Below are 19927 nucleotides of genomic sequence, written 5' to 3'. Positions count from 1 at the left end.
ACCTTTCCCTCCAGGCGGTTGCCTTCAGCTCGACATCGCATCAAGACCTACGAAATGAGTAAAGACATGCCCATTGATCAGTGGATCGACGCCCACTTCGCCGACCAGGTTGACTTCCTGCAAGCCCTCGTCCGCATCCCCACCGACACCCCGCCCGGCAACAACGCCCCGCACGCGGATCGCACCGCCGAGCTGCTGACCGAGCTGGGCTTCACCGTGGAGAAGCACGTCGTGCCCACACCGGTGGTGAAGCGCGGCGGCATGGAGTCGGTGACCAACCTCATCGTGCGCCACCGCTTCGGCACCTACGGGCCCAAGATCGCGCTGAACGCCCACGGCGATGTGGTGCCGCCCGGCGAAGGCTGGACGCATGACCCTTATGGCGCCGAGATCGTCGACGGCAAGCTGTATGGCCGTGCGTCGGCCGTCAGCAAGAGCGACTTCGCGACCTACACGTTTGCCTTGCTAGCGCTGAAGAACTCCGGCCTGCCGCTGCGTGGCGCGGTGGAGCTGCACTTCACCTACGACGAGGAGTTCGGCGGCGAGCTGGGCCCGGGCTGGCTATTGCGCGAAGGCGTCACGCGGCCGGACCTGTTGATTGCCGCCGGCTTTAGCTACCAGGTCGTCACCGCGCACAACGGCTGCCTGCAGATGGAGGTGACGCTGCACGGCCTGGCCTCGCACGCGGCCTACCCGGAGACGGGCATCGACGCGCTGCAGGCCGCCAACAAGCTGTTGACGGCGCTGTACGCCCACAACGACGTGCTGAAGACGCGGCGCTCCGAGGTGGAGGGCATCACGCATCCGTACCTGAACGTCGGCCGCATCGAGGGCGGCAGCAACACCAATGTCGTGCCCGGCAAGGTGGTGCTGAAGCTGGACCGCCGCATGATCCCGGAGGAGAGCCCAGCAGCCGTTGAGGCCGAAGTGCGCGCGCTGATCGAGAGCACCGTCGCGCAATCTCCCGGCATCCGGCTGGACATGAAGCGCCTGCTGCTCGCCAACTCCATGAAGCCGCTGCCCGGCGCCGAGCGGCTGGTGGCCGCACTGCAGAAGCATGGCGAAGAAGTCTTTGGCGAACCCATCCCGACCTCGGGCACGCCGCTCTACACCGACGTGCGCCTGTACACGGCGCAGGGCATCCCCGCCGCCATCTACGGCGCCGGGCCGCGCACGGTGCTGGAGAGCAATGCCAAGCGGGCGGACGAGCACCTCGTGCTGGACGACCTCAAGCGCGCGACCCAGGTGGTGGCGCGCACGCTGGCGGAGCTGCTGGAGCGCCGCTCCGGTGCATGAACGCACGGGCCAGGCGTTGCTCACACGCCTGGGTGCAGCAGGCCATCACCGATGCCATCGCCAGCCCGGACGCGCGCCCCCGGGGGGGCCGGACGAGGCTGGCCCGTCCATGCAGATGAACCTGGCCTTTGCCGGCCTGCTGGCCGCCGCGCGATGCCCATGAGCATGTACGAACCGCTGCAACGAGACCTAGAGATTGACTGTCAGCCGGCGTCGGGCGGCCTCACCGCCAACGCTCGGTTGACCGTTTCGACCAAACCCTTCAGGCTGCCCTCACCCCAGCCAGACTTGATGCCAGCGACGCTCCGGTCGCGGTGCAGCACCACGGTGTAGGGCAGCGAGCCCGGCGCCTCGAAGGCCTGCTGGCAGGTCTTCGTCGGGTCATACGCCATCGTCAGCTGCACGTGCGCGGCCAGGCCGCGAGACAGCTTGCGAAAGACGTCGCGCTCCTCGGTGTTGACCGACACCACTTGCAGCCCCGCGGGCGCGGCCCGCTGCAATCGGTCGAGGTAGGGGAACTCTTCGAGGCAGTAGCCACACCAGGAGGCCCAGAAGCTCACGACGACAACCTTGCCGTCGTAGTCGGCGAGCTTGAGTTGCGTGCCGTCCAGCATCCGGCCGAGCGATGCGTCGGGGGCAACGCGCTCCAGCGGCGGCCGCTTGGGTTTGTCGGCGGTCGTGTCGCCAGCCCGTGCGCTGCCCAGCGCGGCGAAGCCTGCCCAGGCCAGCAGGCCACGGCGCTGCAATGTCTCGTTCATGTGCTTGTCTCCCTGACGGTTCGCGGATCATGCCCGCGTGGGCCGCCCGCCAAAATCGAGGAAAGCCCGCCCTCTTGCACTTCAGCGCGCCCGCGCGCTGGCACAACCCCTGACCCGCTCATTGCCGTCAGGCGTTTGCTACAGTATCTATTCAGAATCTATTCCGGAACCAGCAATGAAAGCCGGGCTTGACCATCAACTCGTCCTTGGCGCCCTTGCCGCGCAGGGGCCGTTGACGTCGGCGGATCTGCAGAAAATCACCCAGAGCAGCCAGCCCAGCGTTTCGCGGTTGCTGGCAAAACTTGGCGGCCAGGTGGTGTCGTTCGGCCAGGCCCGGTCCGCCCGCTACGGGCTGCTGAAATCTATTCACGCAACGAGCGGCCGGCAGCCGCTGTTCCACACCCTGGCGGATGGCCGGATCGAACGGATCGGCGACCTGACGCTGCTGTCGCCCGAGGTGCTCCACATCGGCGGGCCCGGCGCCGATCTCACCACCACGGGCGAGCTGCCGTGGCTGCTGGCGCCATTGCTGGCGCAAGGGTTCCTCGGGCGGCTTCTCGCGCAGCGGCTGGCGGCGCCGGGCGTCGCGGCGGACCCAGCCACCTGGCGGCTGGAGACGCAGCTCTTCGCGGCCCTGCACCTGCACGACGACCCCGGCGCACTGACGCTGGGCGAGCCGCCCCCCGAGCACGCCGATCAGCCCACCGCGACGCTGCCCGCGAGTAGCGAGGCCGATGCGCTCGACGCGCTGGCCGCCGACGTCGCGCGCACGCTGCCGGCAGGATCGTCGGCGGGCGGCGAGCAGCCCAAGTTCCTGACCCACGGCCCGGGCGGCGAGGCGCTGCTCGTGAAGTTCACGCCGCCGCGCGGCACGCCGTTCGGCGAGCGCTGGCACGACCTGCTGCACGCCGAGCACCTGGGCTTACGCGTGCTGGCCGATCACGGCGTGCCGGTGGCGCCCAGCCGCATCGTCGCCACGCCCGCGCGCACCTACTTCGTCAGCACGCGCTTCGACCGCGTGGGGCTGCACGGCCGGCGGCATGTGGTGGCCATTGGCGGCGTTCACGCCGGGTTCGTGCCGGGCGGCTACTGGAGCTGGCCGCGCACGGCCGAGGCGCTGGCGCGGCAGCGGCGCCTACCGGCGCTGGACGCAGCGCAGGTGCAGGCGCTGTGGCATTTCGGCCGGCTGATCGGCAACACCCACATGCACGGCGGCAACCTGTCGCTGTGGGTGGCGGGTGATGACCTGAAGGCCCTGCTGCGCGGCCGCTTCACGCTGGCGCCGGTCTACGGCATGCTGCCCATGCGCTGGCGGCCCGACGCGATGCTCGGCGGCGCCGCGGATTACGCGCCCTTCGAGCCCGACGCGCTGGCGCTGGGCAGCGGTGCGCGCGGGCCGGCCCGGGCGTTCTGGGCGGCGCTCGCGGGTTCGGGCGACGTGAGCGGCGGCCTGCGCGACGTGGCCGGCGAGATGGCCCGGCGGCTGGGCTGATTCAGCCGCCCAGCAGCTGCTGGCGCATGGCCAGTTCGTCCGCCGTGAACGGGCTCCAGTCGGGCCGCTGCGCGTAGAGGCGGTACAAGGCCTGCAGATTGGCCCGCACCAACGTGTCGTGCGGGTCCAGGGCCAGCACGGCCAGCAGCTCATCGGCCAGCGCCTTGGCGGACGCCGCGTCGAGTGGCCGTTGCGCGGCCTTCATGACGGCAGCCGTCTGGCGCGCGGCGGCCGTGCCGGGCAGGCGCTCCGCGGCCTGGGCGAAGTGCTGGGCGGCGGCCTCGCGCTGCTCGTAGCCCCAGGCGAGCTGGCCTCGCAAGCCGGCCGCCAGGCCCCAGGCTGAGGGCGCCTGATCCGCCGGCACCGCGCGTTCGTAGCGGGCCAGTGCGGCCAGGGCCGCGTCCGCCATGGGCTGGCGCTGCGCCGCCGGCACACCGCCGGTGCGCAGGCGCAGCCAGCCGGCCACGCCCTCGGCAAAGTCCAGCTCCGGCAGCCAGCGCGACAGCGACCACTCGGGCGTGTCATCTCCCGTGTGCGCCCGCACCCAGCCGGCCGGCAGCCCCGTGCGCATCGGCGCCAACCGAAGCCAGTCGCCGCGTGTCTCGGCCACCCAGTAGGGGAAGCTCTCGCTCGTCGAGCGGCCGATCTCCACGCCGGGCGCCGCCAGGTCGGGTGATGGCCGCACCAGCAGCGCGGCGCGAAAAGCCGCGTCGATGCGGGCAAGGTCATCCAGCCGGATGCGGCGCGGCGCGAACGACAGCGCCTGCGCGGGCAGCGCCGCCTGCAGCGAGAGCGTGGCGTCACCGGCACGCACCGGCACCTTGAGCACCTCGGGCTCCAGCCCGGCGGCGCCCTGGCGGGCAAAGCGAAGGTAGCTCTGCAGGAACAGCTCGCCGTCCTGCTCGAACAACCGCCCCCACAGCACCACCACGCCCTGCCCGGCCTTGAGCCGGCCACTGGGGCCACTGGCCACGCCGGTCTGGCTGACGCGGCTCAGCACCTGGTCGACGTCGCAGACCTGGCGCGGTTCGGCCACCAGGTCCACCACGCCGATGGAGCCGAACTTGAGCATGCCCGTCAGCAGCTGCAGCTGCGCCAGTGCCGACATCTGTCGGCTGGCTGCCTCCAGTGCCGGAGAACCACTCTGGGCCCGCCAGGGCAGCACCAGGGCATTCACCGCCGCGCCGCTGAACACGACCGGGTCGGAGCAGGGGCGGATGTCCATCGCCAGCAGCTGCAGGGGCAGCAGGGCCGTCAACAGCAGCAAGGTGAGGTGGCGCATTACTCGCCTCCCGCGCAGGGTTGGGCCGGCAGCTGCAGGCGCAGCAGCCCGGTCCTGGGGTAGGCCGGGTCCGCCAGCGCCTCACGCAGCACGCGGCCGGCGCTGCTGAGCACGAAGTCGTGCAGCGCCGTCAGCTCGGTTTTGCTGCGCCCGGTCAGCGGCCGCTTGAGCATCGCCCCCAGCAGCCCGCTGGCGCGGCACAGGTTGGCATGCGCCGGCTCGAACGCGTGCTCGCGCAGCAGCTTCAGGCCCAGGGCGCTGGCAATGAAGGCGTCCAGGTCCAGCGGTTTGGAGATCAGCTGCACGGCGTCTTGCGTCGGCGCGGCACCGGCCTCGGGATAGCGCAGGCGTTGCAGGCCCGAGGGAACGATTTCGCTCTGGTTCGCCGCGAAGCGCAGCGGCACCAGCAGGTAGTTGATCTGTGCGCTCAGCGGCCCGCCGGCTACGCCGCCCTCGCGTTCCACCACGCCCCAGACCTCCATCAGCACGCGCTGGCTATGCAGTTGCTCCACCAGCTCGGGGCTGAACTCGCTGCCGTCCAGCGCCGGCACGCGCTTGGGGCAGGCCTTGAAGGCCACCGGCGTGGCGTTGGGGTTGATCCAGCGCTCGTCGCGCTCCTGGTCGAGCTGGAATTGCAGCTTGTTCAGGAAGCGCTCGGTGGCCGCGCGGTCGGGCATGGCGTCACCGCCGGGCTCGCTGAGCAACACGGTGAAGCGGCCCGGCGCCGCCGCGCAGCTCACGACAGCAGCCTGGGCCGGGGCGTAGAGCAGGGTCAGTGCGAACAACAAGGCACGCATGGTCACTCCAGGTTGGCGATGGCTTCGTCCACCGCCTTCTTCAGGCGCGGGAAATCCTCGGCCGGCGCGGGGATGTCGCCGCCGATGCGCCGCCGTAGCTCGGCGGGCTGGCCGGCCACGGCCGCGTTGACGAAATCGCGGTAACGGCGCAGCAGCGGCAGCGCCTTCACGCAGCCGTTGTCGCCCACCAGCTGCAGCAGGCCGCGGTGGGCGTCGATGCCGTAGTGCTGGTTGCGCTTGAGCAGCAGCGGCGGCAGCGCCCGGCACAGCAGCGCGGGCTCGCGCACGGCCATGGCCTCCAGCCCATGCACCGCCGCCACGCCGTGCAGGTCGGTGCGGCGCAGCTCCATCAGCAGGGCCGGCAGGGCCGGCTCACCGAAGGAGGCCAGCACCACCGAGGCGTTCTTGAGCTTGGCAAGGTCTTCCTCCTCGTTGAGCTTTTGCAGCAGGCTCAGCATCTCCTTGGTGTAGCTCAGGTCGAGTTGGCGCTGCTTGATGGCCAGGTCCACCGAGTCCTTGATCCAGAAGCCCAGCACCAGCACGACGATGCTGGCGATCAGCTTGGGCGCCTCGGCACCCATCCAGCCGAGCAAACGCGCGGGCCAGGGCTTGGGGGGTGGCGCGACGGGGGCGTCCATGCGCGCAGTGTGTTCCTGCGTGCGTGCGCTGCACAACCCCAGTTTGTCGGAGGACAAGGTCGCCCCGCCGGGCTGCCTCCTAGAATCCGCCGCCATGCCCGCCTTCCCCCACGCCTTCAGCCGCGCCCACGCACGCCGCCAGTCCTGGTGGCTGCTGGCCGTGCTGGTGATGGGCATGCTGGCGCCGGGCATCAGCGCGGCGCTGGCGAACGCGCGGGGCGACGTATCGGCCTGGCAGGACATCTGCCGCGCGCCCTCGCTCAGTGGCAAGGCGAGCCAGCCCAAGCCCATCGAAGCGGCGCTGGACCTGCTGGCCCACGGCCATTGCCCGGCCTGCCACATCAGCGGCGCCGGCCTGGCCGGCCCGCCGCCGGTGCCGGCCCTGCTGCTGCGCGACGACCTCGTCACCGAGGTACCCGCGCGCTTCTGGACCGCCCCCGTTACCGGCCACGCCTGGCGGCCCGCCAGCGCCCGCGCGCCACCCGCATCGATCTGAGTCCCAAGCCGACCCCGAGGCCCCACCGGCCCGGGTGAACGCCGCGCACCCCCCGGGTGCCGGCCCGACTCCGATCACGACCTCCATGAACAAGACTGCCCTTGCGCGCGCGGCGGCTGCCTGCGCCGCGCTGGCCCTCGCGTCCCAACCGGCCCGCGCCTGTGACGACTGCGATGAGCACGCGCCCTCCGCTGCCACGGCCCAACCTCAGCAAACTCAGCAACCTCGCACCGCCCTCGGCCTCGTCACCATCAGCGGCGCCGCTTCCACCTCGCTGCCCACCGTCATCCCGACCACGCTGGAAGGCGTGACGGCCGCCGACATCGCGCGCAGCATCAACGCCACCGACGCCGAGGACGCGCTCAGGTACCTGCCCAGCCTGCTGGTGCGCAAGCGCTACCCCGGCGACTACAACCACGCCGTGCTGTCCACCCGCGCCTCGGGCACGGGCAACAGCGCACGGGCGCTGGTGTTTGTCGACGGCATCCCGCTGGCCAACCTGCTGGGCAACGGCGCCGCCTTCACGCCGCGCTGGGGCCTCGTTGGCGCCGAGGAGGTCGCCCGCGTGGACGTGCTCTACGGCCCGTTTTCGGCGGCCTACAGCGGCAACTCGGTGGGCGCCGTCGTCGACTACCAGACCCGCCGCCCGCAGGCCTTCGAGGCCCATGCCGAGGCCGGCCTGTACGCCCAACGCTGGCGCTACGGCGGCGACGACATCACCTACCAAGGCCGCCACGCCAGCGCCTCACTGGGCGACAAAGCGGGCGACTGGAGCTGGTGGCTCAGCCTCTCGCGTCACAACAACGAAGGCCAGCCGCTGACCTTCCCGACCCGCGCCGTCGCCACCACTTCCCCCGCCGCCAACGCCGTGCCGGTGACGGGTGCGGTGGCCGGCCAGGACCGCTTCGGTCAGCCCTGGTGGCTGCTCGGCGCGGCCACGCAGATGCACACCGTGCAGGACCAGGCCAAGCTGCGCCTGGCCTGGCAGCCCACGCCTGAGCTGCGCGCCCAGGCGCTGCTGGGCCTGTGGCGCAACAACGGCGACGCCAGCAGCCGCAGCTGGCTGCGCGACGCGGCGGGCCAGGCCGTCACCACCGGCCCCATCAGCATCGACGGGCGCGGCTACACGCTGGCGGCCAACGAGTTCGGCCTGACGCACGACGAGGCCGAGCACCGCATCCTCGGCGCCACGCTCAAGCAGGTTGGCGCGGCCTTGAACTGGGAGCTCGCCGCCAGCCACTACGAGGATGCCAAGGACCGCAGCGCCCAGCCGCTTGCACGTAACGGCGCAGCCGGACGTATCACTCGCTTGGACGGCAGCGGCTGGACGACGCTGGCCGCCAAGGCCTCGGCCGATGGCTGGGAGGGCGGCCTGCAGCGCGAGCACCATGTCTGGCGCCAGCGCGTCGATGACGCATCCGACTGGCTGAACGACGGCAAGCTCACGCCCTTCACCGCCTTCAACGGCGAGACCACGCTGACCAGCGCCTTCGCCCAGCGCGTGCTGGACCTGGCGCCCGGCCTGCGCGCCGTGCTGGGCCTGCGCCACGAGACCTGGGCCGCGCGGGACGGCAGCAAGACGGCAGCCACCGGCCAGACGGTCAGTTATGCCAACCGCCACGAGAGCGCCTTCTCTCCCAAGACCGCACTCGGCTGGGCCGCCAGCGACACGCTGGACCTGCGCGCCAGCGTCGGCCGGGCCGTGCGCTGGCCCACCGTGGGCGAACTCTTCCAGGGCGGCCTCAGCAGCACGGGCGCCTATGTCGAGGGCGACCCCGTTACCAACCCGGGCCTCAAGGCCGAGCGCGGCTGGACGCGCGAGCTGTCGGCGCTGTGGCATGGCGACGCCGGCGAGCTGCGTGCCACGCTTTTCCACGAGAACACCCGCGACGCCCTCTACAGCCAGGCCAGCGTCATCGACGGCCGAACGGTGTCCAGCGTGCAGAACATCGCCCGCATCGAGACGCTCGGGCTGGAGCTGGCCGGGCGCGGCGACGTGGGCAAGGCGCTGCGCTGGCAGGCCAGCCTGACCTATGCCGATTCGGCGATCAAGGAGAACGCCGGCTTCGTTGCCACGGCGGGCGACACGCTCGGCAAGCAGCAGCCGCGCGTGCCGCGCTGGCGGGCCAGCGCGCTGCTCAGCTACGCCATCACACCCGAGCTGGACGCGAGCCTGGGCGCGCGCTACGGCAGCCGGCAATACGGCAATCTCAACAATGCCGACTTCAACGGCATGGCCTACCAGGGCTTCAGCCGCTACGTCACCACCGACGTCAAACTCGCCTGGCGCATCACTCGCCAATGGAGCGCCAGCCTCGGCGTGGACAACCTGAACAACGCCGAATACTGGAACTTCCACCCCTACCCCGGCCGCACCGTGCTGGCCAACCTGCGCTTCGACCTATGAAAAACATTGCTGCCCTCCTGCTGCTCGCCGCCGCGAGCGCCCAGGCCCACATCGCGCTGGACCAACCCGAAGCTCCGGCCGGCAGCAGCTACCGCGCTGCCTTCAAGGTCGGCCACGGCTGCGAGGGCGGCGCGGCGACGAAGGAGATCGTCGTCACGCTGCCAGAAGGTTTGCGCGGCGCCAAGCCCATGCCCAAACCCGGCTGGACGCTGACCACCAAGCGCCGCCCACTGAAGACGCCTTTCGAGAGCCACGGCAAGCCGGTCACCGACGAGCTGGCCGAGGTGCGCTGGACGGCCAACGGCGAGGCCAACTACCTGCAGGACGCCTGGTACGACGAGTTCGTGCTGCGCGCCTCGCTGCCGGCCGAGGCGGGCGAGCTGTGGTTCAAGGTGCGGCAGGTGTGCACCCAGGGCGAGTGGAACTGGGCCGACCTGCCCAGCGCCGCCAACACCAAGCTGCGCGCCCCGGCGGTTCGGCTGAAGGTGCTGCCGGCGGCGCAAGAGGCGCACGCGCACTGAGCCCGCTGGAAGCGGAATTAGCGGCCCAAGCGCCCGGTTGATCGCGGCATTGTTCCGGGCGCCCAGCGAAGATGATTCAGCCCGTCACCAGTGCATGGCCCCCGGCAACGTTGCGGCCCCTGGCGAGGCGGTACGCGATCCGCCCGCGACCACGAAAGCACGAGTTCCGGCCCGCAACGCGTCACCCCCCGGTGTCGCCCGCGAAGCCCCCTGCGCTGTGATGAACGCCGCAGCCCTACGCTCCCCGCAAGGTGAGACGTCCCGGGCGGTGTGAAGCGCTCTTTCGCCCCGCCCGGTTTTGACACCGGTCGGGGCTTTCCTTTGTCCGGCGCGGCGTACGCTGCGGCCTTCTGGGGATCGACCGGTAGCATCGCCATCTGATGTATCAGCAGGAACTCTTCATGGCAGTGCTCACTCGACTCTGCGCGGGGCTGTGGCTTGCAGTGGTGGTGCAGGCTGCGGCGGCCGTTGAGGTCGTGCGCATTCCGCGCCCCGAAGTTCAGGAGGACCGTCGGTCGGTCTACGCCGATCAATTGCTGGCACTGGCTTTGGCGCGCTCCGGCACCGAGTACCGGATCGAGCAAGCGGATGTCACCATGAACCAGGAGCGCCAGGCCCTTGAGCTGGAGGCGGGGCGCTTGATCGATGTGGCGCCCATTCCTGCCTCGCCCGAGCGCGAAGCCCGCCTGCTGGCGATCCGCATCCCCGTCAATCGCGGCATGCTCGGTTGGCGGGTTGGCCTCATCCGGCGCGGAGATCAGGCACGCTTTGCATCGCTCAACTCACTGCAGCAGCTTCAGCAACTGCGGGTAGGCCAAGGCCAGGGCTGGCCGGACACCGAGATCCTGCGTGCCAACGGCGTTCCGGTCGTGGCTGGCTCGGCCTATCTGGCGCTCTTCAACATGCTGCAGGGAGAACGATTCGACTACTTTCCCCGTGGGTTGACCGAGGTCTGGGATGAACTGCAGGAGCGCTCGGACCGCTTCGAGGTGGAGTCGAACGTGGTGCTGCACTACCCCTATGACGCCTACTTCATGGTGAACCGCAAGGCCACGAAGCTTGCCGCCGACATCGAGCGCGGACTGAACCAGGCGATTGCCGATGGCAGCTTTGACAAGCTCTTTGAGCGCTACTTCGGCGAACGGTTACGCCGTGCGCGCCTGCATGAGCGCGTGGTGATCGATCTCACCAATCCGCTGCTCACGCCCGGCACCGCCACGCCTGCCGAACGTCCGGAGCTCTGGTACGACTTCCGGCGCTGGCCGACGAAGGCGAAGCCGAAGTAGGCGCCCTCAGCGCCGATGATTCGTCCCGTCACCAGCGCGGCTACGACATCAACGCCAACGATCAAAGGGCGGCTTCTGGCGCCTGCTCCTCGGCGGCTACGAGCAGGCCACCGTGGCGCCCGGCCCGAGCTGGCTACCCGATTAGGCGTCTCTCTGCGCATGGTGGCCAGGACCGCAACAGACTTGTACAATAAAACGTACTTACTTGAGGGCTTGCCATGGATGCCATTACCTACTCTTCAGCTCGCGCAAACCTTGCTCGCACGATGGATCGTGTGTGCGAAGACCACGAGGCCTTGATCATTACTCGCAACGGCGAGCAGTCGGTAGTGATGCTGTCTTTGGAGGACTACCAGTCTCTTGAGGAAACCGCCTACTTGCTGCGCAACCCGGCCAATGCCAAACGCTTGCTTTCTGCTACTGCTCAACTGAGCGCAGGCAAGGGTGTCGAGCGAAAACTTGCCAAGTGAAACTGATCTTCGCTGACGAGGCATGGGAAGACTACCTTTACTGGCAAAAGCAAGACAAGAAGATGGTTGAGCGAATCAACAAGCTGATTGCCGAAGTGAAGCGCGACCCGTTTGCTGGTGTTGGAAAGCCTGAACCGCTCAAGCACGCTCTCTCCGGATTTTGGTCACGGCGCATCAACGACGAGCACCGCGTGGTCTACAAGATCGAAAGTGGTTCTCTTCTGCTGGCCCAGCTTCGATACCACTACTGAGATGCCCAACGTTTGACCTGAGGGGCGGCCGCAAGTGGGCGAAGCCCGCTTGTGGACGCCCCCACGATGGAAGGGTTAGCCCACCAATGCTGGGCGGACTTCAAAGGAGACCCTTGAGGCGAAGAAGCCCAAATGAGGCAACCGTCGAGGCGTCCTTGATCGTTCCAGCCTGGATCATTTGTTCCACTTCTGTGATCTTGAAACGCTTGGCGATCAACCCATGTTCCTCAATATCCAGTTTGGGAGCACCGTACTCGAGTTCTGAAGCGAAGAAGACGTTGTAGCCTTGCGTTGAGAAACCATACGCGAGGAAGAGGTGCCCCGCGTGCACCATTGAGCGAGCGACAATGCCCGTCTCCTCTTCCAATTCTGCTTTGGCCAAGACAAGCGGGTCCAGCGTGAGCTGCTCCCAAGAGCCTTGAGGCATCTCCCAGAAACGACCTTGGACCGGGTACCTGTACTGCTGGACGAGGTAGATGTGTCCGTTGTCGACTGCCGCGATGACGGCGAAGTCTGCCTTTTCCACCACGCCGTAGATGCCCGCGCTTCCGTTCGCTCGGACGATTTGATCCTCTCGTACCGTCATCCACTTGTTTTGATAGGCAATGCGGGTACGACTCCGCGTGATCTCTTCATCGGCCATGTGGTTCCTCCTTGGGGGCTAAACGTTGAAACTCAGCGAACGGCGAAGCCGTCCGCTGCAGTGATGGGTTGTGCCGCACGAAGTTCATTGCCTGCCCTGAGCCGCCCCACTGCTGAGACACCTGCATTCCTTGGGACCCCCACGCGCACCGGCCATCTCCTTCGGGTATGTGGACACCATCCGCCCTTCCAACCCCAATGGCTCGCATTGCTGGACGCACTTCTCTTCAAACGACGGCATCAGACCAACAAGGATCGCAGCTCCGACGCTGCAAAGGATAAAGGCGCCGAAAGCTGCTGCAACGATCCAATAGCGACGAGCGCCGGAGCGGTCTTTCATGATGCACAACGTTGCCCAACGTTTGAAATGAGGGGTGGCCGCAAGTGGGAGAATCCCACTCGTAGACGTCCCCTCGATGGAAGGGTTAGCCGCCATTTTCAGAAGGTGGAAGAACGCGGCGACTCGCCCAACCGACGAGCAGGCTAAAGGTGTACAGAGCGCCCCACCACAAGAGGCGCTCGCGAAGAATTGGCATGATGCTTGACTTGCTCTTTGAATACACCGCCAGCCACGGAACCGGAACATTCAGTGACTCACTGCCCGAGCCAACGACAGGCGTGATAACGGTAAGCAGGACGACGAGTGGCACTCCAAACACGAGTGTTGCTGGCACGGACCACCAACGAGATTGAATTCCCATGACTAGCGCCACGGCCGGGGTGGCCACCCATTCCAACATGAGGTATGGAATGACAAGCAATCCGAACCCAAGCGCAATCGTGGCAAGCGGGATCACGGGCCCGAGTAGGTACATGAGCGCAGCGTATAGCGCGCCTGCAACATAGAGAAGAAACGCGACCCTGAGCGGCATGGCGGCTAATCGGGATAGGAAGGAACCTCACGGCCCCTCCCTCCCACACCACCGTGCATACGGGTCACGTACACGGCGGTTCGCTGTGTTGAATGCATGCGCTTCAGGCCCTGGCTGGCGCCAGAGTTGGCAGGCCCATTGCGCTGAAGAAACTCGTTGGCATGGCCACCGATAGTGCCGGGGTTTGCGAGATTCGCCATGGGCCATGCGCGCTCTTGCTGACGTTCCATGCTTCGCGCACAGACACGCCACGCTTGCGCAGCTCGCGGTAGCCCCTCGGTCCCCATTGCTTCCATGCGTAGCAGCGTAACCGTCGCCGAATCCATTTGTCCAACTCGCGCAGAGGGCTCAGAACTTCGGTCACACCGAAGTACGCTTTCCAGCCAAGCAGGGTTTCTCTCAGCTCCGCGACGATCTGGCTCAAACTTTGGCCTCGTGTTCGGCGGCTCAGTTCTCGCACGCGGTCCTTGAGCTTGTCGATGGCCGTGTCGGCCACCTTCAGTCTCGTGTCGCGGCGGCTGAGCGTGAAGCCCAGGAACTTGCGGTTCCAGGGCCGATCAACGGCGCTTCTTCGTGTATTCACTGTGAGCCTCAGTGAGTCTTCGATCCAGCGCGTCACGCTGTGCATCACCCGCTGTCCCGCACGTTCGCTCTTGACCGCAATGTTGCAGTCATCGGCGTAGCGGGCAAAGCGGTGGTCGCGCCGGTGCAGTTCCCAGTCCATCTCATCGAGCACCACATTGGCCAGCACCGGCGACAGTGGGCCGCCTTGCGGCACCCCCATGATGCCGGGCTCCCGGTGCCCGTCTACCCAGGCTCCGGCCTTCAAGAACGCCGCGATCAGGCGCAGTAGCGCCCGGTCGTCCACATGCTGTCGCAGCCGATGCAGCAGCCGGTCGTGGTTGACCCGGTCGAAGAAGCTTTCCAGATCGAGGTCCACGACCCAGCCGTGTCCGTCCTTGACGTCCGCCTGCAGTTTGCGCACCGCTTGATGCGCCGAGCGTTGGGGCCTGAAGCCGTAGCTGTCGGGGTGGAAGTGTGGCTCCCATTGCGCCTGCACGATCTGCGCAATGGCCTGCTGGACAAATCGGTCCAGCACGGTGGGTATGCCCAGCATCCTCTTGCGTCCATCGGGCTTGGGTATCTCCACGCGACGCACCGGCTGCGGTCGGTACCGTCCGGCCAGTAGGTCGGCTTTGATGGCCTCCCAGTGGTGCACCAGGTGCTTGGGCAACTCGTCGACGCTCATGCCGTCGATTCCCGGCGCGCCCTTGTTTCGGCGCACTTGTTTCAAGGCTCGTTGCAGGTTGTCGCGTTCGAGAACGCGCCCCAGCAGTTCGCCATCCATCGGCTGGGCGTGCGTGTCGCCAGCGGCACCGGGTTCAGCCGGTTCGGCTGCAGTCCCGGCGCCCATCAGGCACGCCCCCAGCTCTCACAGCGTTCGGGCCTTCGGCCGCGGGCCCGCCGCCTACTACGCCCTTTGCTGACTTCTGCGTGGTCTTCAGCGGCAGTCGCCCACCGCCCAGCATGGCGCACCTGCCACCATGCACCGCGCAGATCTCCCGTGGTAAGACACGAATCCTTCCTCGCATAGGCGCCGGATTTACAAAATGCACCCATCCCGGCATTGCGCCCGGGTTTGCAGATGGAGGGCTTGGTGGTCACGTGCCCACTCGCCCCAGATGCATCACGCCTCATATCCGGTTTTTGTTCATCGCCCCGCGATTTCGCCTTGGACTTCCTCCCCACCTCGCCTCGCGACGACGCAGTTGCCCTTTGGCTAACCTTCGGCTCTGCTGATACCTGGTACCGGGACTTCCACCCGGCGGGATTCGTGCCATGCACGGCACACACGTGAAGATGAGCGGACGCCGAAGGCGGTCCGCTCCATTGGCAGGTTGAAGGTCATGCGCGCTCCTCCGAGAGATCACGAACATCCACGCGGGCGGTGATGGCCGCCTTGATCAAGCCATAGATACGCGCAACGTCTTCGTCTCGCGTGTCTTTTCCGAACACCCGCCCGATCAGACCGCCTTCCGCAAACGCGAACACACGCCAAGAGTCCGCCTGCTCGTCGGAACTTGCGCAGACAACGTACAAAGCGTGCGGTTTGGATTCAACGGGTACACACCACCCAAAGTCTTCGGCGATGACTTCCCCTGCAGCATGACCGCGGGCGCTGAGCTCGTCCGCGAGCCACTCCGCCAAAGCCTTTCCGAAGATACCGGGATTGGTCGCCTCGTCCTCACCGGGAGAGATCGCGAAGGCATCGGACTTGAACTCGAGCAACGGACTCTGCTTCATGACCTTCAACGTGCAAGCTCAGCGGACGGCGAAGCCGTCCGCTGGAGCGAAGGGTTGAACAGCAGCATGTTGGGCAAACGGCGCAACGGCTGCGACTAGGAAACCCCGGAGACGCGCAAAGTCCAGGCTTTGGGGCTTGCGCACAGGCTTCTCGGGTAGCCCTCGCACAATGCCTTCACTAAGGTGCGCCAGAGCCGACGATGCATTGGCCTCACCGAATGACATCGGATCGACCACCACATGAAGTGCAAGCAATGGGGCGCCTCCAGAGTTGCCGACCAAGCGGCTTGCAGCCGGAGGCTTCGGCAGGCTTGATGTAGCGAATACCACGACCATGATGTTTCCTGCGGACCAGCCGAAATCCGCGTCGCCAGCCGCGCGATTGATCCAATCTTCGAGGAACAGACAAGCGTGGTTCAGCTCCTCTGGAAGACCGGCGTCTTGGATGGTGGTTACGCGAAAGCGCATTTGGCTGCTGTTCAACGTGCGCGCTCAGCGGGCGGCGAAGCCGTCCGCTGCAGCAAAAGGTTGAACCGATTCATCGAATATCCACTCGCATGAAACTGAACTCCACTGCCCCTTCGCAGAGGACCTTGCCGACGTAGATGCGGAAGCCTAGAACTTCGATGATGCCGGCAGCTTGATCCACCACACGGCCAACACCACGATACGCATAGGGGCCGATCTTCTCGATCCGCTCGACGGATCGTTGCGTTTTCAAATCTTCAGGCCAATCCGAGAGGTAGGCCGCTTGAATCTCAGCGTCGAGAACGGTCAAGGCGTTGTCGACCAGTTCGCCTTCTACCAAGTCACGAGCAAAACAAAAGGCGTCGATCTGGCCGTGCGCGCTGCGCAGCGTCACGGACGAACACTCATCACCGGCCGAATAAGGCTCGACGCGATCAACGAGCAGCGTTTGCATAGCGGTTCAACGTGTTGTCGCCAGTCTGCGTAATGCAGCGGGTGTCTGCGTATAGCCAACCGGTTGCCCGCACCTAAGCATTTGACCAGCCTCGGAAAAATGGTCGTTGACTGTATTTCCATACAGTCATACGCTGTCTGCGTATTGCATCGCGGGCGCATGTGCGTCACGTGGAGAACGGGCGGAGGGTCTGCACATGGACATCGGCGCGAAACAAGGCATGGGCGAAGGGGCAGCCATGATGGCACGCCGCGCGCCCCGCCAGCTAGCGGGGGCAAACCTGCCTCCCCTGAAAGCCCCAAGACTGATGGACCAACTGCGCGAGCGCATTAGGTACATGCATTACAGCCGTCGCACTGAACAGGCCTATGTCCATTGGTGTCGCGCCTTCATCCGTTTTCATGGTCTGCGCCATCCCTCTGAGATGGGCGCCGCCGAAGTGGAGGCGTTTTTGCAGTGGCTCGCGGCCGAGCGCGGAGTGGCGGCGTCAACACACAACCAGGCGCTGTCAGCGATTCTGTTTCTCTACACCCGGGTGCTCGACGTGAATTTACCCTGGCTATCGAGCATTGGGCGCCCGGCGGTGCGGCGCCGTCTACCGGTAGTGCTGACGCGCGACGAAGTGGGGGCCGTGCTGCGAGGCTGGGAGGGCGAACACCGCCTCTTGGCGCGCCTGTTGTACGGAACGGGCCTGCGGCTCCAGGAGGCGTTGCAGTTGCGGGTCAAGGATGTGGACTTTGCCCACCAGGCACTGATCGTGCGTTCCGGCAAAGGCGACAAGGACCGAGTCGTGATGCTGCCTTCAGCCCTGCAGGACGGGCTGAAAGGCCAACTGGCAAATGGTCATGCCGTCTGGGCTGCGGACGCTGCGGCTGGCCAGGGTGGGGTCGAGCTGCCCCATGCCCTGGAGCGCAAGTACCCGCGCGCAGGGCACGCCTGGTCGTGGTTTTGGGTGTTCCCTCAGGGGCACCATTCGACGGACCCGCACAGCGGCGTGGTGCGGCGGCACCACCTCTACGACCAGACATTCCAGCGCGCCTTCAAGCGTGCAGTCGCCGCAGCAGGCATCGTTCAACCTGCCACGCCCCATACGCCATTGCTTCGCTACCCACCTGCTGCAGGCCGGTTACGACATCCGCACCGTGCAGGAACTCCTGGGTCACTCCGACGTGGCCACCACGATGATCTACACCCACGTGCTCAAGCTCGGCGGCGGCGCGATGCGCTCGCCGCTTGATGCGCTTGCCATGACTCGACCGGAGGCTTCATGAACCTGGATACCGAACGCATCGACGAGACCGTGCTGGCCCTTTTGCTGCCGGGCCTGCATGACGGTCAGCGTGCCTGGAAATCCTTCGATTGGGACGCGATGGGCCGGCTGCATGAGAAAGGGCGGATCAGCGACCCGGTGGGCAAGGCGAAGTCCGTGATATTCACGGAGGAAGGCTTGCAGCGGGCGCAGAGCTTGCTGCAGTCGCTGTTCGCCAAACCGGGCTGAAGCGGGGCTCGCCCGGCTTCAGCCCGCCGCCAGCAACTGCTCCAGCCGCTGCTCCCGCAGCCCGTAGAAGCGCTTGATCTCGGCAATCTGCGCCAGCAGCTCGGCCCGCCGCGCGGCCAGGGCCTCGGCGGCCAGCCCTTGCGCCTTGACGGCCAGGATCATCTTGTTCTTGCTGGTGTGCTCCAGCGCGATGAACTCGAACACCTGGGTGCGGTAGCCCTGGCTCTCCAGCAGCAGCGCACGCAGCGAGTCGGTGACCATCTCGGCCTCCTGGCCCAGGTGGATGCCGTGTTGCAGCATGGGCCGCAGCACGGCCGGCATGGTCATCTGCGGGCGCAGCTCCTTGTGGCAGCAGGGCGAACTCATGATGACCCGCGCGCCCGACTGCAGGCCGACGTGCAGCGCATGGTCGGTGGCGATGTCGCAGGCGTGCAGGGCGATCATCACGTCCAGCGGCTGCACGGCCTGCGTGCGCACGTCGCCCTGATCGAAACGCAGGCCGGTGATGTTCTCGCTGTCGATGATGGCCGTGCAGAGCTTGACCATGTCGTCACGCAGCTCGATGCCGGTCACCCGCGGTGCCAGGCCGTGGGCCTGCAACCAGTCGTGCACGGCAAAGGTCAGATAGCCCTTGCCCGAGCCGAAGTCGGCCACGCGCACCGGGCCTTGCAGGCCGGCCTCATCGACCGCCGAGGACAGGATCTCGACGAAGCGGTTGATCTGCTTCCACTTGCGCGCCATGGCGGGCACGAGCGCCGGCTCGCCCTTGACGAGGTGGGTCAGGCCCAGCGCCGACCAGACCGGCCGGGCCATGTCCAGCGGGCGCTGCTTGGCCTTGTCGTGCGCGGCGGGCGCGGGAGCTTCGGCACCGCTGGCTGCGTCCAGGCGCGTCACCCGCAGCGTTTCGCGGCCCTTGCGGCTGACGGCGAACTGCACCTCCTCGGTGGACGTATGCAGGTGGGCATTGCGAAACCGCGTGCCCAGCAACGTGGCGAGCTCGGCCAGGCCGGCCTCGGGCGCATGGTTCTTGGTGACGTCCTTGGTGCGGTGCCGCCACAGGAAGCTCAACGCCGGCTCGCCGCGCAACTCGACCAGGCGCACGGTCAGGCGCTCGACCTCCTCTTCATCGCCCACCGGGCCAGAGAGCAGCAGCTTGCCGAACTGGCCGCTGGCCAAGGCCAGGCGAGCGAGGTGCACGAAGCGCTCGTGCGCGGGCGCGGTGGCGGCGGGGGGTGGGGTGATCAAGCTCGTGAACATCGAGCGCCATTGTCTCAAGCGTGCGTGATGTGCGCCCGCGTCTCCGCCGTGTCCAGATGCGCCAAGGTGTTGAACGTCACCAGGCGATGCCGCTTCGGGTTGAACGCGAACTCGGTCACCGCCGAGTTGCGAATACGCAGGTTCAGCTCCACAAAGGTCTCGGGCGGACAGCTCAGCACCCGCGCCACCGCCGTCGCAATCGGCCCGCCGCTGGAGACGATGAGCACCTGCTTGCCCACGCCCAGCGCCAGCACGCGAGCCAGCGCATCGGCCACGCCGGCGGCAAAGTCAGCGTGCAGCGGCATGCCTACCGGCGCCGTCTCGCCGCGCATCCAGGCCAGCAACCCCTGGCGCAGCAGACGAAAGTGCTGCTTGACGGCCTCGGGGTCGGTGGGCACGCCGAGCGGCCCGGGGTGGATGGCCCGCACGACGGCGTCCGCGTCGTACTCGTTCAGGCCCGGCAGCGCGACGGCCGGCAGATCCTCGCCATAGCCTTCGACGATGCCGGCCAGCGACTGCAGGTGGCGCTTCAGCGTGCCCGTGAAGACGGCGTCGAAGCGCTGGCCGCGTTCGCGCCAATAGGCGCCGAGATGGCGGCATTGCTCGTGGCCCTTGGCGCTGAGCTGGTCGTAGTCGGCGGCGCCAAAGCTGGCCTGGCCGTGCCGAACGAGGTAGAGGCTTCCCATGGCCGGCATCATGGCCGGGCGGGGTGCGATCGACTGTCGCGACAATGACGGC

General features: G+C 67.1%; 20 protein-coding genes and 1 pseudogene. 10 read left to right on the top strand and 11 right to left on the bottom strand.

Annotated elements, in window-relative coordinates; translation table 11 throughout:
- Positions 1-66 precede the first annotated feature (66 nt).
- Positions 67-1296 (top strand): M20/M25/M40 family metallo-hydrolase, encoded by a 1230-nt coding sequence (locus ABIS05_RS15965; RefSeq protein WP_348013793.1) that lies wholly within the window; start codon positions 67-69, stop codon positions 1294-1296.
- A gap of 203 nt (positions 1297-1499) precedes the next feature.
- Here ABIS05_RS15965 and ABIS05_RS15960 read toward each other — a convergent pair whose 3' ends face one another.
- A complete protein-coding gene (locus ABIS05_RS15960) occupies positions 1500-2054 on the bottom strand; it encodes a TlpA disulfide reductase family protein (protein WP_348013792.1) in 555 nt (184 codons plus the stop codon).
- 175 nt (positions 2055-2229) lie between these two features.
- Here ABIS05_RS15960 and ABIS05_RS15955 point away from each other — a divergent pair, with 175 nt between their 5' ends.
- Positions 2230-3546 (top strand): HipA domain-containing protein, encoded by a 1317-nt coding sequence (locus ABIS05_RS15955; protein WP_348013791.1) that lies wholly within the window; start codon positions 2230-2232, stop codon positions 3544-3546.
- Between the two features lies 1 nt (position 3547).
- On the opposite strand, the gene ABIS05_RS15950 is transcribed toward ABIS05_RS15955, so the two are convergent.
- Genes ABIS05_RS15950 through ABIS05_RS15940 form a run of 3 tightly spaced genes read right to left on the bottom strand, consistent with a single transcriptional unit; the run spans position 3548 to position 6263 of the window.
- Positions 3548-4828 carry a hypothetical protein gene (locus ABIS05_RS15950; protein ID WP_348013790.1) on the bottom strand — a complete coding sequence of 427 codons (1281 nt, stop codon included), beginning with the start codon at positions 4826-4828 and terminating at the stop codon, positions 3548-3550.
- A complete protein-coding gene (locus tag ABIS05_RS15945) occupies positions 4828-5625 on the bottom strand; it encodes a hypothetical protein (protein ID WP_348013789.1) in 798 nt (265 codons plus the stop codon). The genes ABIS05_RS15950 and ABIS05_RS15945 overlap by 1 nt, the downstream gene beginning before the upstream one ends.
- 2 nt (positions 5626-5627) lie before the next feature.
- Positions 5628-6263, bottom strand: coding sequence for a hypothetical protein (locus ABIS05_RS15940; RefSeq protein WP_348013788.1), 636 nt, complete (start codon positions 6261-6263; stop codon positions 5628-5630).
- Between the two features lie 94 nt (positions 6264-6357).
- Between ABIS05_RS15940 and ABIS05_RS15935 the strand changes: the two genes are divergently transcribed.
- The 6 genes from ABIS05_RS15935 to ABIS05_RS15910 all read left to right on the top strand — a co-directional run bounded on the left by ABIS05_RS15935 (position 6358) and on the right by ABIS05_RS15910 (position 11694).
- Entirely contained in the window at positions 6358-6759 is a 402-nt protein-coding gene (locus ABIS05_RS15935) for a DUF2946 family protein (RefSeq protein ID WP_348013787.1), read from the top strand.
- An 85-nt stretch (positions 6760-6844) separates the two neighbouring features.
- A complete protein-coding gene (locus ABIS05_RS15930) occupies positions 6845-9166 on the top strand; it encodes a TonB-dependent receptor (RefSeq protein ID WP_348013786.1) in 2322 nt (773 codons plus the stop codon).
- The gene (locus ABIS05_RS15925; protein WP_348013785.1) at positions 9163-9687 is read left to right on the top strand and encodes a YcnI family protein; all 525 of its coding nucleotides are present in this window, start codon (positions 9163-9165) and stop codon (positions 9685-9687) included. Before ABIS05_RS15930 ends, ABIS05_RS15925 begins: the two co-directional genes overlap by 4 nt.
- 401 nt (positions 9688-10088) lie before the next feature.
- Complete coding sequence (locus ABIS05_RS15920) at positions 10089-10973, top strand: transporter substrate-binding domain-containing protein (RefSeq protein WP_348013784.1); 885 nt, start codon at positions 10089-10091, stop codon at positions 10971-10973.
- A gap of 218 nt (positions 10974-11191) precedes the next feature.
- On the top strand, positions 11192-11443 hold the full coding sequence (locus tag ABIS05_RS15915) for a type II toxin-antitoxin system prevent-host-death family antitoxin (protein WP_348013783.1): 252 nt from the start codon (positions 11192-11194) through the stop codon (positions 11441-11443).
- The gene (locus tag ABIS05_RS15910; protein ID WP_348013782.1) at positions 11440-11694 is read left to right on the top strand and encodes a Txe/YoeB family addiction module toxin; all 255 of its coding nucleotides are present in this window, start codon (positions 11440-11442) and stop codon (positions 11692-11694) included. Before ABIS05_RS15915 ends, ABIS05_RS15910 begins: the two co-directional genes overlap by 4 nt.
- A gap of 100 nt (positions 11695-11794) precedes the next feature.
- On the opposite strand, the gene ABIS05_RS15905 is transcribed toward ABIS05_RS15910, so the two are convergent.
- The 5 genes from ABIS05_RS15905 to ABIS05_RS15885 all read right to left on the bottom strand — a co-directional run bounded on the left by ABIS05_RS15905 (position 11795) and on the right by ABIS05_RS15885 (position 16434).
- Positions 11795-12337: an NUDIX hydrolase gene (locus ABIS05_RS15905; RefSeq protein WP_348013781.1), complete on the bottom strand. Its 543-nt coding sequence runs from the start codon at positions 12335-12337 to the stop codon at positions 11795-11797.
- Positions 12338-13311: 974 nt separating this feature from the next.
- Positions 13312-14622, bottom strand: a complete 1311-nt coding sequence (gene ltrA / locus ABIS05_RS15900; RefSeq protein ID WP_348013779.1) for a group II intron reverse transcriptase/maturase — start codon at positions 14620-14622, stop codon at positions 13312-13314.
- A 491-nt stretch (positions 14623-15113) separates the two neighbouring features.
- Complete coding sequence (locus ABIS05_RS15895) at positions 15114-15512, bottom strand: hypothetical protein (RefSeq protein WP_407075011.1); 399 nt, start codon at positions 15510-15512, stop codon at positions 15114-15116.
- A gap of 18 nt (positions 15513-15530) precedes the next feature.
- The gene (locus ABIS05_RS15890) at positions 15531-15995 is read right to left on the bottom strand and encodes a hypothetical protein (RefSeq protein ID WP_348013777.1); all 465 of its coding nucleotides are present in this window, start codon (positions 15993-15995) and stop codon (positions 15531-15533) included.
- Between the two features lie 55 nt (positions 15996-16050).
- Positions 16051-16434, bottom strand: coding sequence for a hypothetical protein (locus tag ABIS05_RS15885; protein WP_348013776.1), 384 nt, complete (start codon positions 16432-16434; stop codon positions 16051-16053).
- Between the two features lie 241 nt (positions 16435-16675).
- Here ABIS05_RS15885 and ABIS05_RS15880 point away from each other — a divergent pair.
- Both ABIS05_RS15880 and ABIS05_RS15875 read left to right on the top strand, forming a co-directional pair.
- Positions 16676-17705: pseudogene (locus ABIS05_RS15880) on the top strand (integron integrase).
- On the top strand, positions 17702-17932 hold the full coding sequence (locus ABIS05_RS15875) for a DUF6429 family protein (protein WP_348013774.1): 231 nt from the start codon (positions 17702-17704) through the stop codon (positions 17930-17932). The pseudogene ABIS05_RS15880 and the gene ABIS05_RS15875 overlap by 4 nt, the downstream one beginning before the upstream one ends.
- Before the next feature lie 18 nt (positions 17933-17950).
- Here the strand turns inward: ABIS05_RS15875 and ABIS05_RS15870 are convergent, their stop codons facing one another.
- Together ABIS05_RS15870 and ABIS05_RS15865 are read right to left on the bottom strand one after the other, a co-directional pair.
- On the bottom strand, positions 17951-19177 hold the full coding sequence (locus tag ABIS05_RS15870; protein WP_348063279.1) for an SAM-dependent methyltransferase: 1227 nt from the start codon (positions 19175-19177) through the stop codon (positions 17951-17953).
- Positions 19178-19203: 26 nt separating this feature from the next.
- Positions 19204-19875 (bottom strand): histidine phosphatase family protein, encoded by a 672-nt coding sequence (locus ABIS05_RS15865; protein WP_348013772.1) that lies wholly within the window; start codon positions 19873-19875, stop codon positions 19204-19206.
- Between the last annotated feature and the right edge of the window lie 52 nt (positions 19876-19927).

The sequence above is a fragment of the Roseateles sp. genome, assembly GCF_039929605.1.
GTDB lineage: Bacteria > Pseudomonadota > Gammaproteobacteria > Burkholderiales > Burkholderiaceae_C > Pelomonas.
The sequence above is the reverse complement of the archived record's forward strand: the minus strand, read 5'-3'. Positions and strand labels throughout refer to the sequence as shown.

What these genes read in the sequence shown, in the direction of transcription:
- ABIS05_RS15915 (WP_348013783.1), top strand. Translation starts at nt 11,192, where the DNA reads ATGGATGCCATTACCTACTCTTCAGCTCGCGCAAACCTTGCTCGCACG.
- ABIS05_RS15945 (WP_348013789.1), bottom strand. Translation starts at nt 5,625, where the DNA reads ATGCGTGCCTTGTTGTTCGCACTGACCCTGCTCTACGCCCCGGCCCAG.
- ABIS05_RS15930 (WP_348013786.1), top strand. Translation starts at nt 6,845, where the DNA reads ATGAACAAGACTGCCCTTGCGCGCGCGGCGGCTGCCTGCGCCGCGCTG.
- ABIS05_RS15885 (WP_348013776.1), bottom strand. Translation starts at nt 16,434, where the DNA reads ATGCAAACGCTGCTCGTTGATCGCGTCGAGCCTTATTCGGCCGGTGAT.
- ABIS05_RS15865 (WP_348013772.1), bottom strand. Translation starts at nt 19,875, where the DNA reads ATGGGAAGCCTCTACCTCGTTCGGCACGGCCAGGCCAGCTTTGGCGCC.
- ABIS05_RS15895 (WP_407075011.1), bottom strand. Translation starts at nt 15,512, where the DNA reads ATGAAGCAGAGTCCGTTGCTCGAGTTCAAGTCCGATGCCTTCGCGATC.
- ABIS05_RS15925 (WP_348013785.1), top strand. Translation starts at nt 9,163, where the DNA reads ATGAAAAACATTGCTGCCCTCCTGCTGCTCGCCGCCGCGAGCGCCCAG.
- ABIS05_RS15920 (WP_348013784.1), top strand. Translation starts at nt 10,089, where the DNA reads ATGGCAGTGCTCACTCGACTCTGCGCGGGGCTGTGGCTTGCAGTGGTG.
- ABIS05_RS15955 (WP_348013791.1), top strand. Translation starts at nt 2,230, where the DNA reads ATGAAAGCCGGGCTTGACCATCAACTCGTCCTTGGCGCCCTTGCCGCG.
- ABIS05_RS15960 (WP_348013792.1), bottom strand. Translation starts at nt 2,054, where the DNA reads ATGAACGAGACATTGCAGCGCCGTGGCCTGCTGGCCTGGGCAGGCTTC.
- ABIS05_RS15905 (WP_348013781.1), bottom strand. Translation starts at nt 12,337, where the DNA reads ATGGCCGATGAAGAGATCACGCGGAGTCGTACCCGCATTGCCTATCAA.
- ABIS05_RS15940 (WP_348013788.1), bottom strand. Translation starts at nt 6,263, where the DNA reads ATGGACGCCCCCGTCGCGCCACCCCCCAAGCCCTGGCCCGCGCGTTTG.
- ltrA (WP_348013779.1), bottom strand. Translation starts at nt 14,622, where the DNA reads ATGGGCGCCGGGACTGCAGCCGAACCGGCTGAACCCGGTGCCGCTGGC.
- ABIS05_RS15875 (WP_348013774.1), top strand. Translation starts at nt 17,702, where the DNA reads ATGAACCTGGATACCGAACGCATCGACGAGACCGTGCTGGCCCTTTTG.
- ABIS05_RS15935 (WP_348013787.1), top strand. Translation starts at nt 6,358, where the DNA reads ATGCCCGCCTTCCCCCACGCCTTCAGCCGCGCCCACGCACGCCGCCAG.
- ABIS05_RS15950 (WP_348013790.1), bottom strand. Translation starts at nt 4,828, where the DNA reads ATGCGCCACCTCACCTTGCTGCTGTTGACGGCCCTGCTGCCCCTGCAG.
- ABIS05_RS15965 (WP_348013793.1), top strand. Translation starts at nt 67, where the DNA reads ATGCCCATTGATCAGTGGATCGACGCCCACTTCGCCGACCAGGTTGAC.